The sequence below is a fragment of the Hungatella hathewayi WAL-18680 genome, assembly GCF_000235505.1.
GTDB lineage: Bacteria > Bacillota > Clostridia > Lachnospirales > Lachnospiraceae > Hungatella_A > Hungatella_A hathewayi_A.
Window position 1 is genome coordinate 2,771,112 of record NZ_JH379027.1, and the last position, 15,870, is coordinate 2,786,981.

Genomic DNA, 15,870 nt, shown 5'->3' on the forward strand with positions numbered 1-15,870 from the left:
AAAAGAGAGGCATCATGTTAGATAAGAAAAAAGCAGTTATTTTTGATTTGGATGGAACACTGGTGGACTCCATGTGGATGTGGAAGAATATTGACGTGGAGTTTTTGAAAACATATGGATATGAGTGCCCGGACGACTTACAGAAGGTCATCGAGGGCATGAGCTTTTCCGAGACGGCCGCCTATTTTAAGGAGCGGTTCGCCCTGCCGTTAACGCTGGACGAGATCAAGCATATCTGGACGGAAATGTCTCTGGACAAATACCGTCATCAGGTACCGTTAAAGCACGGCGTGCGGGAGTTTTTGCAGCATGTAAAGCGTCTGGGACTTAGCTGTGGGATTGCCACCAGCAACGGACGGGAAATGGTGGACGCGGTGATTGAAGCCCTCCATATTGGCTCATACTTTCAGGTAGTGACCACGGCCTGCGAGGTGGCGGCCGGGAAACCGGAGCCGGACATCTATTTGAAGGTGGCGGACACCCTGCAGGTGGACCCGGCGGACTGCCTGGTGTTTGAGGACATCCCGGCCGGTATCCTGGCGGGGAAACGGGCCGGCATGACGGTCTGCGCCGTGGAGGATGCATTTTCCACCGGCATGAGGGAAGAGAAACGGAAGCTGGCTGACTATTTTATCAATGATTACTTTGATATTTTGAATGGAGTTGTAGAATGAGACATGATTACCTGCCGATCAATCGAACCGATATGAGCATCCGTGGATGGAACCAGTGCGATTTCATCTATGTGTCGGGTGACGCCTATGTGGACCATCCATCCTTTGGACCTGCCATCATCTCCAGGCTGCTGGAGGCCCACGGCTACAAGGTGGGCATCATCGCCCAGCCGGACTGGAAGGATGCTAAGAGCATCACGATCCTGGGACAGCCGAGGCTTGGATTCCTGGTGTCCGCCGGCAATATGGATTCCATGGTGAACCACTATTCCGTGTCAAAAAAACGGAGAAAAGAGGATGCCTACACTCCCGGCGGCGTCATGGGGAAACGGCCGGATTACGCCACGATTGTGTACTGTAACCTGATTCGCTCGGTATACAAGGATTCTCCGATTATCATCGGGGGAATCGAGACCAGTCTGCGGCGGCTGGCCCATTACGACTACTGGTCCGACAAATTAAAACGCTCGATTCTGCTGGATTCCCAGGCGGACTTGATATCATACGGGATGGGGGAGCGCTCTATTGTGGAGATAGCCGACGCGCTGGACAGCGGGATAGCGGTGAAGGACATTACCTTTATTGAGGGGACGGTGTACCGGACGAAGAGTCTGGAATCGGTTTACGATTACCACCTTCTGCCGGACTACACGGAACTTTTGAAGGATAAGACGGAGTATGCCAGAAGTTTTTATGTCCAGTACAGCAACACGGACCCCTTTGTGGGAAAACGTCTGGTGGAGCCCTATGAGGGGCGTGTTTATGTGGTACAGAATCCGCCGTCAAAGCCGCTGTCCCAGCAGGAGATGGATGAGGTCTATGATCTGCCCTATATGAGAAATTATCACCCTTCCTATGAGGAGGCGGGCGGGATTCCGGCTATCCGGGAGATTAAGTTCAGTTTAATCAGTAACCGGGGGTGTTTTGGAGCCTGCAGCTTCTGCGCGCTGACCTTCCACCAGGGAAGAATCATCCAGGCCAGAAGCCACGAATCTCTGGTACAGGAGGCTAAGCTTCTGACGGAAGAGCCAGATTTTAAGGGCTACATCCACGATGTGGGCGGGCCCACGGCAGATTTCCGGTTCCCGGCCTGTGAGAAACAGATGACGAAGGGGGCCTGTCCTAATAAACAGTGTCTCTTCCCGGAACCGTGTAAGAATCTTCGGGCCGACCACTCGGACTATATTGAGCTGCTTCGCAAGCTGCGCAGTCTGCCGAAGGTGAAGAAGGTGTTTATCCGCTCCGGTATCCGGTTTGACTATGTGCTGGCGGATTCCAGCCGGAAGTTTTTGAAGGAGCTGTGCGAGCACCACGTCAGCGGCCAGCTGAAGGTGGCCCCGGAGCATGTGGCGGATCCGGTGCTGGAAATGATGGGGAAACCGAAGAACAGCGTCTACCGGCAGTTTGTGAAGGAATACAAGGAGATGAACGGGAGACTGGGCAAGAACCAGTATCTGGTACCATATCTGATGTCCTCCCATCCGGGTTCATCCATGAAGGAGGCGGTGGAGCTGGCGGAATATCTGCGGGATTTGGGCTACATGCCGGAGCAGGTCCAGGATTTCTATCCCACGCCGTCCACCATATCCACCTGTATGTACTACACAGGATATGACTGCCGGACCATGAAGAAGGTCTATGTGCCGGTCAATCCCCACGAGAAGGCCATGCAGAGGGCGTTGATACAGTACCGGAACCCCAAGAACTATGAGCTGGTGGTGGAAGCCCTGAAGCTGGCGGGGCGGACGGATTTGATTGGGTATGATAAGAAATGCCTGGTCCGCCCGAAGGGCGGGAAACCATATGGGGAGACCGGCCGTGGAACACGTACACAGGAGGGCAGACCTGGGCAGCGGGATGGAGAGAATAACCGTGGGGCACGGTCGGGAGAAAGCGCCTGCAGCCGTGGGGATGGAAGCAAAAAAGACAGTTTCCGTCCGTCCGCCGAGCGTCCGAAGACTTCGGCCCGACCAAAGAAAACCATACGAAACGTTCACAAAAAAGCTAAAAAATAATTTTAATGAACTTCAATTATCAAGTGGAAAGGAAGTAATAGAATGAAGATTGCTGTCGTGACAGGCGCCTCATCGGGAATGGGACGGGAAGCCGTGATTCAGATTGCGGACCGCTTTGGAGGTATTGATGAAATCTGGATGATTGCCAGAAGAAAAGAGCGTCTCAAGGAGCTGGACGGCCACGTGCCGGTGACACTCCGCTGTTTCGGTCTGGATGTGACGGATTCCGATGATTTAAAAGTGCTGGAAATGGCGTTGAAGGAGAACAAGCCGGATGTGAAGCTGCTGATCAACTCCGCCGGTTACGGCAAAATCGGCAATGTGGGAGATGTCTGTCTGGAGGATGAGACCGGCATGATTCAGGTCAACTGCCAGGCGCTGTGTGCGGTGACCCACATGGTTCTGCCCTATATGGGAAAGAACAGCCGCATCCTTCAGTTTGCTTCCTCCGCGGCCTTTCTGCCACAGCCGCGCTTTGCCATCTACGCGGCCACCAAGTCCTTTGTGCTCAGTTACAGCCGCGCGCTGGGAGCGGAGCTGAAAAACCGGGGCATATTCGTGACAGCAGTCTGTCCGGGTCCGGTGAAAACCGAATTCTTTGATATCGCCGAGACGACGGGCCATATTCCACTCTATAAACGGCTGGTGATGGCAGACCCAAGAAAGGTAGTCAGACTGGCGCTCCGGGACAGCATGATGGGAAAACCGCTGTCCATTTACGGATTTACGATGAAGGGCTTTTATGTGCTCAGCAAGATTCTGCCGCACAGCTGGCTTTTGTATCTGATGACCCACATGAAATTTTAATCAGTTCGCGGGGCTTCTGCCCCATACATAGATTGAGGACGAGAGATGAAGAACAGGAAGAATAAAGGGGAATACGGATACCGGGATTATCGCAGAAAGGTGCGGACGGTCATGGTTGCCGCCGGTGTGGCGGCAATCCTCATCCAGCTGGCGGCCAGGGGGCTGACAGACAACCAGGCGGCAAAAAATATATTGACGGTGATGGCAGTGCTGTCTGTCCTGCCCACCGCCAATTTAGCGTCGCCGCTGCTGGCCTCCTGGCGGTACCGGACCCCGTCGGAAGCATTTTATCAGAAGGTACGGGCCCATGAGGGGGAGTTTACCATCCTCTATGATTTGATTGTCACCACCAAGGAGAGTATTCTGCCATTCGACGCGGTGATTGTACATCCAAATGGCATTTACGCCTACTGTACCGCAAATAAGGTGGACAGCTCCAAGGCGGAGAAATCCTTAAATGCCCTGCTGAAGGGGCAGAAGCTGGACGGGAATTTAAAGATTATCAAAGACGAGAAAGGCTTTTTCCACCGCATGGAGGGGTTAAAGCCGGCGGCTGACTACGAGGACGACGGAAGCGTGGACTATGCGGCCAATTTTTTGAAAAATATGTCCATGTAGGGACAGAGATGACTGGGATACAGGAGGGATGGAATGAGCAATCATGACAAATTTATGATAAAACTTGCCTATGTGCTGGCTGCGGCGGGATTCTTTCTCGTGTTTTTTGCTGCCTGTCTGTTTCTGGGGGTTTTTCATGAGATAGGGTATCCTTTTCTGATCGTGAGCCGGAACCGGAACACAAGTATGATGGCCATGATGGCGGCAAGCGCCAGCGCTGTTTCGGGAGTGGCCATGCTGCTCTTAGGGTTCCTAAATTTTTCCACCAGACCGACGAAGGCATCTGTCTACGCGATTGAACAGATAGATACGATTGGCTGCCAGATGGAACGGACGCGGCGCCAGAGTGCGGAGCATCTGGCCGGGATGTACAGCCAGCGGTATTTTTCACGCATGGGGTATGATGAGTTTGGGTTCCATGTACTGCTGTTTGCGGTTATGACTGTTGCTTTGAGCGTGGGAGAGGGTACCAGTCTGTCTTTTCTGGTGTTTGTGTTACTGGTGGTGGCAATTTCTCTTGCGGCCGCCAGAGTCCGCTCGAAGCTTTTTCTGGAGTTTAGCGGTATCCTGTCGGACAAATGCCAGCCCTATGCCGCGCTGCTGGCATTTTTAACGCCGTTAAGAGCGAGACAGCGGTTGAGAATCAAGAAGTCGACCTACGGCTATCTGTCCATGATAACGCTGGGATTCTATTATATGGGAGAATTTGAGCGGGCGCTGGAGCATGTCGGACTTGTGTGGGAGGAAGCGCCGAATTTTGTAAAGAAAACAGTGAATCAGATTCATTTCCATACCATAAGACTGTACTGTTACCAGGAACTGGGACTGGAGGAGGCGGCAGAGCAAGAGAAAGCCCAATTGGAAGAGTGTCTGAAGCTGCATCCCAAATGGGAGCGCCATCCCTACGCTACGGGCTACCGGGCAAATGAAAATATCAAGTCTCTGATCGAGACGGAGCAGTACCAGGAGGCCAGAGCGCTTCTGGCGGAGCGGATTGAGGCCGGAAACCCTGTCTATATGCGGGTGGCGTACCACTACCAGATGTGGAGGGTGGCACAACTTACGAAGGATGAGAACGAGGCGCAGATACACGCGGAATACATCACTCAGTACGGAAAGGATATGTTCTACTATGCGAGAATTAACAGTGAACAGCAATGAAGCGGGCCAGAGACTGGATAAACTGCTTGGAAAATATCTGAATCTGGCGAACAAGAGCTTTATCTATAAAATGCTCCGCAAAAAAAACATTACACTCAATGACAGAAAATGTGACGGCTCCGAGAAACTGGCCGAGGGGGATGTGGTGAAGTTGTGGCTCTCGGAGGAGACGCTTGAAAAATTCTCCCAAGTGAAGGTGCAGAAGGTGCAGACGCAAAAAAAGCTGGATATCCTCTACGAGGACACGCATATTCTGCTGGTCAACAAGCCGGCCGGGATGCTGTCCCAGAAGGCGAAGGACACGGACGTGTCCCTGGTGGAGTATCTCATCCACTATCTGCTGGATTCGGGGCAGATGCGCACGGAGGAACTTCGGAGCTTCAAGCCTTCCATCTGCAACCGGCTGGACCGCAACACCAGCGGACTTGTGGTGGCGGGAAAGTCACTGCCGGGGCTTCAGATTATGGCGGAGGTGTTTAAGGACAGAAGCATTCACAAGTACTATCAGTGCGTGGTGAAGGGGGAACTACGGGAGAGACAGCTGATTACCGGGTTTCTGACGAAGAATGAGAGGACCAACCAGGTGACCATCCACAGGCAGGAGGTTCCGGGGAGCAGTCCGATTATGACGGAGTATGAACCGCTAACCTGTCACGACGGCTTTACGCTGCTGCGGGTGACGCTGATTACCGGACGGACCCATCAGATTCGCGCGCATTTATCCTCGATTGGTCATCCGATTGTGGGAGATTACAAGTACGGGGATGAGGCCGTCAATGAGGAGGCCAGGAAACGGTACCGGATTCAGAGCCAGATGCTCCATTCCTGCCAGATTGTTTTTCCGAATCTGCCGGAGCCGCTTGACTATCTGTCGGGGAAGACGTTTACGGCGCCTCTGCCGGAGACATTTTACCGGATTTTTAAGGATTTGAAGTGATAAAACATTGGATACAAAGGATGGGATGAGATGGGAACATGGAAGTCGAGGGGGCTGCGGGGCTCCACGCTGGAGGATATGATCAACCACAGCAATGAGGTATACCGGGAGAAGAAGCTGGCGCTGATCCAGAAAATTCCCACGCCCATTACGCCTATTACAATTGAGAAGAATACGAGACATATCACGCTGGCCTATTTTGATCAGAAGAGTACGGTGGACTATATTGGCACCGTCCAGGGCATTCCGGTGTGCTTTGACGCCAAGGAATGCGCGGTGAAGACATTTCCCCTTCAGAATGTCCATGAGCACCAGATACAGTTTATGAAGGAGTTTGAGGAGCAGGGCGGGATTGCGTTCATTATCCTGCATTTTACGGCGATGGATGAGGTGTACTACCTGCCGTTTGCCCATCTGTACCGGTATTGGGAGCGGATGGCGCAGGGGGGACGAAAGAGTATCACCTACGATGAGATTGACAAAACCTTCCGGATAGGGCGGCACCGGGATATTCTGGTGCATTATCTGGAGTTAATTCAAAAGGACTTGGAACAGCGGGATCACGCGGGAGAGTAGAGCATGGAATATACGGGATATGAGTTGTTGTGGCTGTTTTTAATCTATTCGTTTCTGGGCTGGTGCGCGGAGGTGAGCATGGCGGCGCTGAAGCGGAAACGGCTGATATTGAAGGGATATTTGAACGGGCCTTTCTGTCTGATATACGGGTTTGGGGCCGTTGCGTTTGTGCTGTTTCTGCCGGAACTGAGAGGGAATCTTATCTTCCTGTTCCTGGGCGGTATGATTATCTCCTCGTTTCTGGAGTATGTCACCGGGGCGGTGTTGGAGAAGGTGTTTCACCGGAAATGGTGGGATTACTCGGACCGGAAGTTCCATTTAAATGGGCATATCTGTCTGGAGTTTTCCGTTACCTGGGGGCTCTGCGCGGTGGTGATGATGAAATTTACCAATCCGCTGTTTCTGTTTCTGGTGGGGCTGATTCCGCCTATGGCCGGGAAGCTGATTGTCTGGGGAATTACGGCGCTGATTGTGATTGACGGTATCAGCGTGTCCTCGGCCCTCTTACAGATGCACCACAAGCTGGGCAGAATGGGGCAGATATCCGAGGATTTGCAGAAGCTGTCCGATTCCCTGGGTAATGCGTTGACCAGAAGGATTCAGCACAGAATCATGAAGGCTTATCCCAACATTTCCGTGGAGAAGCTGGTAAAGGAGCAGGAAGCGGCAAAGAAGGAGAAGTCCCAGGTGTTTGCGGAAGGGTGCGGCTTTTATAAGCTGGTCTGTCTGTTTTTCATCGGGGCGTTTCTGGGGGATATGGTGGAGATTGTGTTCTGCTACGTCACGTCGGGAGTGCTGATGAGCCGGAGCAGTGTGATATACGGACAGTTCAGCATTGTGTGGGGACTGGGATGTATGATGCTGACGGCGATTCTCTACCAGTACCGGGAGAAGAGCGACCGGTATATATTCCTGGCGGGGACGGTGCTGGGGGGCGCTTATGAGTACATATGCAGCGTGTTCACGGAGCTGGTGTTTGGGACGGTGTTCTGGGATTACAGTGCGATTCCCTTTAACCTGGGGGGCAGGATCAACCTGCTGTACTGTTTCTTCTGGGGGATTGCGGCGGTGGTGTGGCTGAAGATGGTGTATCCCCTTTTGTCGCGCTGGATAGAAAAATGGCCGAAGAAGCCGGCGGTTATCTGCACCAATCTTCTGATTGTGCTGATGACCGTCAATATCGCCATATCCGGTCTGGCGCTGGCGCGGTATGTGGAGAGGAAGACGGCCGCGCCGTCGGAAAGCGCGGTGGGGGTCTTTTTAGATAAGCATTATCCGGACAGTTTGATTGAGTGGGTGTATCCAAATGCGAAGATTGTATCCTGATGGTGATTGACAGATGTTTACTTTTCACCTATAATAATAACCACGTTATCGAATTAGCACTGCGCCATGCGAAAGTGATGTGGCGGTGAGAAAAGGTCAGGCCCGCCAGACTTGTTTGAGCGGGGCGGGTATCTGGCAGTGCAAAGGAAGGAGAAGATGGCTGTGACGTTACTACATACCCCTGACGGGGTCCGTGATATCTACGGAAAGGAATGCGCGAAGAAATTATCGGTACAGGAGGGAATCAATCATGTGTTCCATCTGTACGGCTATGAGAATATTGAGACACCCACCTTTGAATTCTTTGATATTTTCAACAAACAGCGGGGGAGCGTCAGCTCCAGGGAGATGTTCAAGTTCTTCGACCGGGACAACAACACGCTGGTGCTGCGGCCGGATATGACGCCGGCTATCGCCAGGTGCGTGGCCAAGTATTACATGGATGAGACCATGCCGCTGCGGCTCTGCTATCTGGAGCGGACTTTTATCAACAACACCAGCTATCAGGGGCGTTTGAAAGAGGTGACCCAGACCGGGGCGGAGATGATTGGAGATGATTCCAGCAGTGCGGACGCGGAGATGATTGCCATGGTGATTGACTCGCTGAAGGCTGTCGGCTTGCAGGAGTTCCAGGTGGAGCTGGGCCAGGTGGAGTTCTTCCGGGGGCTGGTGGAGGAAGCGGGAATGGACGCTGAGACCCAGGAAACCCTGCGGGAACTGATTGAGAACAAAAATTTCTTCGGGGCGGAGGAGCTGCTGCTGGAGCAGTCCATGGACGAGGAATTGCGTCATGTGATATTGAAGCTGCCGGAATTTTTCGGAAATATCGAGCAGATTCAGCTGGCGAAGACGCTGACTACCAACCGGCGGGCCTTGCAGGCCATTGAGCGGCTGGAGAAGGTGCATCGGATTTTGGAGGCTTACGGGCTGGCGGACTACATTTCCTATGATTTGGGGATGCTCAGCCAGTACCAGTATTATACAGGAATTATTTTCAAGGCTTATACCTATGGAATGGGTGATTATGTGGTAACCGGCGGCCGTTATGACAAGCTGCTGGTGCAGTTTGGAAAGGATGCTCCGGCGGTTGGGTTTGCCATTGTGATTGATCGGGTGATGCAGGCGCTGGCCAGACAGAACATCGAGGTGAAGACCAATATGGTCCGCACCATGGTGTTGTATGAGGAGAGCGCGCAGATGAACGCGGTGAGGCTGGCGGGATATTTCCGGGAAAAGCAGGTGCCGGTGCAGCTGGTGAGACGGTCCTCCAGGCAGGAGCTTGAGGATTACCGGGCCTTTGGCGGGCGAAGCGGGATTGCCAATCTGCTCTATCTTAAAAAGGATGGGGAGGAGATTCGGTTTATCAACACCACCACCGGCGACAGCCATATGCTCTCGCTGGCGGAGTATCTGGGCGTGGAGCCACAACAGGAAGAGAAGACGGGGGATTGCGTATGAGATATCTGACGGTTGCGCTGACGAAGGGGCGGCTGGCGTCGAAGACCATGGAGTTGTTTGAGAAGGTCGGCATTACCTGTGAGGAGATGAAGGATAAGAGTTCCAGAAAACTCATCTTTGTCAATGAGGAGCTGGGAATTCGGTTTTTCCTGGCGAAAGCCAACGATGTGCCGACCTATGTGGAGTACGGGGCGGCGGACATCGGCATTTCCGGCAAGGATACGATTCTGGAGGAGGGGCGGAAGCTCTATGAGGTGCTGGATTTGGGCTTTGGGAAATGCAGGATGTGTGTCTGTGGGCCGGAGTCGGCAAGGGAGTTATTGCAGCACCACGAGATGATTCGGGTGGCGACGAAATATCCGGGAATTGCCAGGGACTATTTCTATAATAAGAAGCATCAGACGGTGGAAATCATCAAGCTGAACGGCTCTATTGAGCTGGCGCCCATTGTGGGGCTGTCGGAAGTGATTGTGGATATCGTGGAGACCGGCTCCACCCTGCGGGAAAATGGATTGACGGTGCTGGAGGAGGTCTGTGATTTGTCCGCCAGGGTGATTGTCAACCAGGTGAGCATGAAGCGGGAAAATGAGCGGATTACGAAGCTGATTCATGATCTGCGGGAAGTGCTGGCGGGAGAAGATGCGGGCAGATGACGGAAAGCGTGATGGAAAACGTGATGGAAAACGCATGTGCGTGGTGAGTAGTGTGTGAAAAGCAGGAGATATGGAGGGACATATGAGAATTGTTCAATTAGAGGAAAATGCCAAGAAAAATATTTTATCCAATCTGTTGAAGCGGGACCCCAACAATTATGACAGCTATGCGGATACGGTTCAGCAGATTGTGGATGACGTGAAGGAGAGACAGGATGCGGCTGTCTTTGAGTACACGGCCAAATTTGACGGCGCTGCGCTTGACGCTTCCAATGTGAGAGTGACGGAGGCGGAGATCGAGGAGGCCATGGGGCTGGTGGAGCCATCGCTTCTGGAGGTGATGAAAAAGTCCATGAAGAATATCCGGGACTATCACCAGAAGCAGGTGCAGCACAGCTGGTTTGACAGCAAGCCGGACGGGACGATTCTGGGGCAGAAGGTGACGGCGCTGGAAAGCGTTGGCGTCTATGTGCCGGGCGGGAAGGCGGCTTATCCGTCCTCCGTGCTGATGAATATTATCCCGGCGGAAGTGGCCGGTGTGAAGCACATTGTCATGGTGACGCCTCCGGGGAAAGACGGGAAGGTGAATCCGGTGACGCTGACGGCGGCCCATCTGGCGGGGGCCACGGAAGTCTACAAGGTGGGCGGCGCCCAGGCGGTGGCGGCCCTGGCCTTTGGGACGGAGTCAATTCCGAGAGTCAACAAGATTGTGGGACCGGGGAATATCTTTGTGGCGCTGGCGAAGAAAGCGGTGTACGGTCATGTCAGCATCGACAGCATTGCCGGGCCAAGTGAGATTCTGGTGCTGGCGGATGAGACGGCCAATCCAAGGTTTGTGGCGGCGGACTTGCTGTCACAGGCGGAGCATGATGAGCTGGCGTCGGCGATACTTGTGACGACCAGTATGGAGCTGGCGGAGAAGGTGTCGGCTCAGGTGGATGAGTTTGTTAAGGAATTGTCGAGGAAAGAGATACTGGAGAAATCGCTGGAGAATTTCGGGTATATTCTGGTGGCGGATAATATGGAGGATGCCATCGACACTGCCAATGAGATTGCGTCGGAGCATCTGGAGATAGTGACGAAGAATCCTTTTGAGGTGATGACGAAGATTCAGAATGCGGGGGCTATCTTTATCGGGGAGTACAGCTCGGAGCCGCTGGGCGATTATTTCGCGGGGCCGAACCATGTGCTGCCGACCAACGGGACGGCAAAATTCTTCTCACCGCTGGGGGTTGATGATTTTATCAAGAAATCCAGCATTATTTACTACTCGAGAGAGGCATTGGAGCCGGTTCATAAAGATATTATCGCGTTTGCGGAGGCGGAACAGTTGACGGCGCACGCGAATTCGATTAAAGTTAGGTTTGAGGAATAAGTAGATTAGAAATAAATCTCTCCTGCCATGGCAGGAGAGATTTGATAGAATTGGTTGACAGAATAGATTTGACGGAATAAACATGGCAGAATAAATATGCCAGAATCGTTGACAAGAACAGTCAGGAGGAACACATATGGCACGCAGGGCAGAAATCACCCGTGATACCAACGAAACCAAAATACGTATGACGCTGAATCTGGATGGCACCGGCCAGGCGGAGATTCACACCGGCATTGGCTTTTTCGACCACATGCTCCATGGTTTTGCCCGCCACGGTCTCTTCGATTTGCAGGTATCCGTGGAAGGCGATCTGGAGGTGGATACCCACCATACGATAGAGGACACCGGAATCGTTCTTGGAAAGGCCATCAGGGAGGCCGTAGGCGACAAAAAAGGCATCGTCCGCTACGGCTCCAAGATTCTCCCCATGGACGAAGCGCTGATTCTATGCGCCCTGGACTTATGCGGCCGCCCCTATCTGGTCTACGACTTAACCCTGGACCGGGAAAAGGTGGGCGATTTAGAGACCGAGATGATACGTGAATTCTTCTACGCCGTATCCTACGGAGCCGAGATGAACCTCCACCTAAAACAGCTCTCCGGCATCAACAACCACCACATCATCGAAGCCGCCTTCAAAGCCTTCGCCAAGTCCCTGGACGAGGCCACCAGGTATGACGAGCGAATCACCGACGTGTTGTCGACGAAAGGGAGTTTATAAAAAATGGAGCGAATCTACGAGGAAATTGCCAAGATAGGGAGACGAAACCGGGTTCAGAAGATTGTTTTATTCGGTTCCAGGGCAAGAAATACCAACCACGAGAAAAGTGATATTGATATTGCTGTCTACGGATGTGACGATTTTGAGCAGTTTCAGCATGAGGTGGAGGAGCAGACATGGACATTGCTGCAATATGATATCATTGATATGGAGCAGGATGGAATCTCAGAAGAATTGAAACAGGAAATCAAAAAAGACGGAGTCATTCTTTATGAAAAAATATGATAATTATGTCAGTCATCTGACAATTCTCGAACAGGCGCCAGGTGAAGATTTAACAAATGAGTTTATTATCAGCGGCATTATCGATAAATTTTCATTGCAGTTTGAATTGAGCTGGAAAGTTTTAAAAGAATTGCTGTTGTACGAAGGAAAGTCAGAGGGGCATACAGGTTCTCCCCGTGAGATTATCAAGGCTGCCTATGTCTGTTTTGACTTTATCGAGGAAGAGGTATGGCTATCTATGCTGAAGGACAGGAATGATACGGCCCATATATACAGCAAAGAATTGTCGCTGGGATTGTTAAAGCGCATACTGGAACAGTATATTCCGGCCTTTCAGCGCTTAAAGGATAGTATTGACCGGCATTACGGCGAGATTCTTAATGAGTTATAACATGGATTGCGAGGTTGCCAGGTGGACGAGAAGACGAATGTGATGAGGCTTTTGGAGCAGAAGAAGATTCCCTATGTGGGGCATTCCTATGCGGATACGGACGCGGTCAGCGGCGTGGAGGTGGCGCGGGCGCTGGGGGAGAATCCGGCGCAGGTGTTTAAGACGCTGGTGACGGTGGGAAAGAGCAGACAGTATTATGTGTTTGTGATTCCGGTGGCGGCGGAGCTGGACTTAAAGAAGGCGGCGAAAGCGGTGGGAGAGAAGTCGGTGGAGATGATTAAGGCGAAGGAACTTCTTCCTTTGACTGGGTACATCCATGGAGGCTGTTCCCCTATCGGGATGAAGAAGTCATTCAAGACCACCGTGGATTCATCGGCGGCCGGGTTTGAGACGATCATCTTCAGCGCCGGCCGGATTGGATATCAGGTGGAGGTGAGTCCGGAGGATTTGAAGAAAATTGTCCGGTATGAGCTTTCGGAGCTTACCGTAGATACAGACATATGAGAAGACGATGGGAGGTAATTTATGCAGTTATATCCGGCGATTGATATCAAGGAAGGAAAATGTGTCCGGCTGACCCAGGGCCTGTTTGACCAGGTAAAAATATACTCGGACACCCCGTCCGACATGGCAAAGCTGTGGGTGGAGAAGGGAGCGTCCTTTCTTCATCTGGTAGATTTGGACGGCGCGCTGGCCGGCTCCTCCGTCAACGAGGATGTGATTCGCAGTATTGTGCAGGCGGTATCGGTGCCGGTGCAGATTGGCGGCGGAATCAGGAATCGGGAGACGGTACAGTACATGCTGAATCTGGGCGTTGCCCGTGTGATTATCGGGACAAAGGCGGTCCAGAATCCGGAGTTTATCCGGGAACTGGTGGTGGAATTCGGCCCGGAGCACATTGTGGTGGGCGTGGATGCCAAGGACGGCATGGTGGCCATCGAGGGGTGGGAGAAAGTGAGCAGCATTTCCGCCCTGGATTTGTGTAAGCAGATGAAGGAATACGGTGTCCGGCACATTGTCTACACGGATATCGCCAGAGACGGCATGCTGTCAGGCCCCAACGTGATGATGACAAAGAAGCTGACGATGGAGACCGGCATGGATATCATTGCCTCCGGCGGCGTTTCCTCCATGGAGGACTTGTGCCAGCTCTATGAGGAGGGCATCAAAGGGGCGATTATCGGCAAGGCGCTGTACGAGAAGCGGATTGATTTGGAGGAGGCCGTTGCCTGTTTTGGATAGAATCCGTGACGGGTTACAGGCCGGTTTTATAGGAACCACAACCGGAAAGCAGTGTTAGTGGAAAAATGAGGAGGAAGCTATGCAGTATAAAAAACTGATTCCGTGCTTCGGCTGTAAGGATGGAATGGCCGTGATGTCAGACAGCAGCCGTAACGCGGTGACGGAGGATATTCTTGCATTAAGCCAGTATTACAGCGACAATGGCGCCGACGAGATTCTGATACGGGATTTGTCAGACAGCGACGATGGGCACGAGCAGACCATCGGCATTATCAAGACCATTGCCAGAAAGGTGGACGTTCCACTGATAGTAGGAGGCCGCGTCAAGCGCCTGGAGGACGTCAAGAAATATCTCTACGCCGGCGCCAGAGCCGTCTTTTTAAATGTCTCCGACGAGGACAATCTGGATATGATAAAAGAGGCATCCGACCGGTTTGGCAGTGAAAAAATCTATGCGTATCTGCCGGAGGCCGGGTATATCAGCCGTATCGAGGAGTACGCCCAGCTGGGCGCCTCCGTGATGATTCTGGATACTTCGGATATCACCCGGGAATTTCTGATGCAGCTGGATGAACTGGCGGCTGAATCCGCCAATGTCAATGGCGCCGATGCTTCAGGAGCGGATACCGTATCAGATACCCATCCGGAGCACACGGCCAGTCCCATCACCTGCTTTGTCATCTGTTCCGGGGAAGAGGAGGAGACAGCCAGATGGCTCTGCCATCCGCTGATTGGCGGCGCCATCTTAAACCTGCCCTCTGACAGTCCTAGAGACTGTATGGCCAGAAAACAGGCCCTGAAAGCCCGCCAGATTCCTGTGGACACCTTCGAGAGCGCCATCCCATGGAGCAGCTTCAAGCTGAACTCCGACGGCCTGATTCCGGTGATTGTCCAGGATTACAAGACGGACCAGGTGTTGATGATGGCCTACATGAACGAGGAAGCTTATGAGGCTACCCTCCACAGCGGCAGAATGACCTATTTCAGCCGCAGCCGTCAGTCCCTGTGGTTAAAGGGAGAGACCTCCGGCCATTTTCAGTATGTGAAATCCTTAAGCCTGGACTGCGACAACGATACCATTCTGGCAAAAGTGCGCCAGGTGGGAGCCGCCTGCCACACCGGCAGCCGCAGCTGTTTCTTCCAGCCTTTAGCCCGGAAGGAATACGCGGACACCAATCCTCTCAAAGTGTTTGAGGACGTCTTCCACGTGATTCTCGACCGAAAAGAGAACCCAAAAGAGGGTTCCTACACCAACTACTTATTTGACAAGGGCATCGATAAAATCTTAGAAAAAAGTAGGGGAGGAGGCCACAGAGATTATCATCGCGGCCAAGAACCCGGACCCGGAGGAAATCAAATACGAAATCTCCGACTTCCTGTACCATGTGATGGTCCTGATGGCCGAGAAGGGTGTGACCTGGGAGGAGATTACCGAAGAACTGGCCAACCGGTAGCAAAGCAGATACAGATAGTACAGATTGTGCAAACAGCAGCATCCAGCCAACAAGTTGACATAAATATTTTATGTTAACCAATCAATGGATTCTGCTGTTTTCTATTTCATCTTCTCTTTTCCTTCTTGCCAAGTAGTATACACATTGCTATACTAGGAGATAGTAATAAGATGG

At 52.5% G+C, this 15,870-nt stretch carries 16 protein-coding genes and 1 pseudogene; all 17 read left to right on the top strand.

Going from position 1 to position 15,870, the window contains the following annotated elements; translation table 11 throughout:
- Window positions 1-14: 14 nt before the first annotated feature.
- Entirely contained in the window at window positions 15-674 is a 660-nt protein-coding gene (locus tag HMPREF9473_RS12450) for an HAD family hydrolase (RefSeq protein ID WP_006780469.1), read from the top strand.
- Window positions 671-2,689, top strand: a complete 2,019-nt coding sequence (locus HMPREF9473_RS12455) for a YgiQ family radical SAM protein (protein WP_006780470.1) — start codon at window positions 671-673, stop codon at window positions 2,687-2,689. Before HMPREF9473_RS12450 ends, HMPREF9473_RS12455 begins: the two co-directional genes overlap by 4 nt.
- 42 nt (window positions 2,690-2,731) lie before the next feature.
- A complete protein-coding gene (locus tag HMPREF9473_RS12460) occupies window positions 2,732-3,496 on the top strand; it encodes an SDR family NAD(P)-dependent oxidoreductase (RefSeq protein ID WP_006780471.1) in 765 nt (254 codons plus the stop codon).
- 45 nt (window positions 3,497-3,541) lie between these two features.
- Window positions 3,542-4,114 (top strand): hypothetical protein, encoded by a 573-nt coding sequence (locus HMPREF9473_RS12465; RefSeq protein WP_006780472.1) that lies wholly within the window; start codon window positions 3,542-3,544, stop codon window positions 4,112-4,114.
- Window positions 4,115-4,147: 33 nt separating this feature from the next.
- The gene (locus HMPREF9473_RS12470) at window positions 4,148-5,275 is read left to right on the top strand and encodes a hypothetical protein (protein ID WP_006780473.1); all 1,128 of its coding nucleotides are present in this window, start codon (window positions 4,148-4,150) and stop codon (window positions 5,273-5,275) included.
- Window positions 5,247-6,212 carry an RluA family pseudouridine synthase gene (locus HMPREF9473_RS12475; RefSeq protein ID WP_006780474.1) on the top strand — a complete coding sequence of 322 codons (966 nt, stop codon included), beginning with the start codon at window positions 5,247-5,249 and terminating at the stop codon, window positions 6,210-6,212. The genes HMPREF9473_RS12470 and HMPREF9473_RS12475 overlap by 29 nt, the downstream gene beginning before the upstream one ends.
- A gap of 30 nt (window positions 6,213-6,242) precedes the next feature.
- Window positions 6,243-6,788: a Holliday junction resolvase RecU gene (locus HMPREF9473_RS12480; RefSeq protein ID WP_006780475.1), complete on the top strand. Its 546-nt coding sequence runs from the start codon at window positions 6,243-6,245 to the stop codon at window positions 6,786-6,788.
- Window positions 6,789-6,791: 3 nt separating this feature from the next.
- Window positions 6,792-8,114 (top strand): putative ABC transporter permease, encoded by a 1,323-nt coding sequence (locus HMPREF9473_RS12485; protein ID WP_006780476.1) that lies wholly within the window; start codon window positions 6,792-6,794, stop codon window positions 8,112-8,114.
- A gap of 156 nt (window positions 8,115-8,270) precedes the next feature.
- A complete protein-coding gene (gene hisZ / locus HMPREF9473_RS12490) occupies window positions 8,271-9,572 on the top strand; it encodes an ATP phosphoribosyltransferase regulatory subunit (RefSeq protein WP_050810034.1) in 1,302 nt (433 codons plus the stop codon).
- Window positions 9,569-10,225, top strand: coding sequence for an ATP phosphoribosyltransferase (gene hisG, locus HMPREF9473_RS12495; protein ID WP_006780479.1), 657 nt, complete (start codon window positions 9,569-9,571; stop codon window positions 10,223-10,225). Before hisZ ends, hisG begins: the two co-directional genes overlap by 4 nt.
- An 82-nt stretch (window positions 10,226-10,307) precedes the next feature.
- Window positions 10,308-11,600 carry a histidinol dehydrogenase gene (gene hisD, locus HMPREF9473_RS12500; protein ID WP_006780480.1) on the top strand — a complete coding sequence of 431 codons (1,293 nt, stop codon included), beginning with the start codon at window positions 10,308-10,310 and terminating at the stop codon, window positions 11,598-11,600.
- A gap of 136 nt (window positions 11,601-11,736) precedes the next feature.
- Complete coding sequence (hisB, locus tag HMPREF9473_RS12505) at window positions 11,737-12,324, top strand: imidazoleglycerol-phosphate dehydratase HisB (RefSeq protein WP_006780481.1); 588 nt, start codon at window positions 11,737-11,739, stop codon at window positions 12,322-12,324.
- Between the two features lie 3 nt (window positions 12,325-12,327).
- Window positions 12,328-12,609, top strand: a complete 282-nt coding sequence (locus tag HMPREF9473_RS12510; protein WP_006780482.1) for a nucleotidyltransferase family protein — start codon at window positions 12,328-12,330, stop codon at window positions 12,607-12,609.
- On the top strand, window positions 12,596-13,000 hold the full coding sequence (locus HMPREF9473_RS12515; RefSeq protein WP_006780483.1) for an HI0074 family nucleotidyltransferase substrate-binding subunit: 405 nt from the start codon (window positions 12,596-12,598) through the stop codon (window positions 12,998-13,000). Before HMPREF9473_RS12510 ends, HMPREF9473_RS12515 begins: the two co-directional genes overlap by 14 nt.
- 21 nt (window positions 13,001-13,021) lie before the next feature.
- Window positions 13,022-13,504, top strand: a complete 483-nt coding sequence (gene ybaK / locus HMPREF9473_RS12520; protein ID WP_006780484.1) for a Cys-tRNA(Pro) deacylase — start codon at window positions 13,022-13,024, stop codon at window positions 13,502-13,504.
- A gap of 21 nt (window positions 13,505-13,525) precedes the next feature.
- The gene (gene hisA, locus HMPREF9473_RS12525; RefSeq protein WP_006780485.1) at window positions 13,526-14,242 is read left to right on the top strand and encodes a 1-(5-phosphoribosyl)-5-[(5-phosphoribosylamino)methylideneamino]imidazole-4-carboxamide isomerase; all 717 of its coding nucleotides are present in this window, start codon (window positions 13,526-13,528) and stop codon (window positions 14,240-14,242) included.
- 133 nt (window positions 14,243-14,375) lie between these two features.
- A pseudogene (gene hisIE, locus HMPREF9473_RS12530) lies at window positions 14,376-15,696 on the top strand (bifunctional phosphoribosyl-AMP cyclohydrolase/phosphoribosyl-ATP diphosphatase HisIE).
- Window positions 15,697-15,870: the final 174 nt, after the last annotated feature.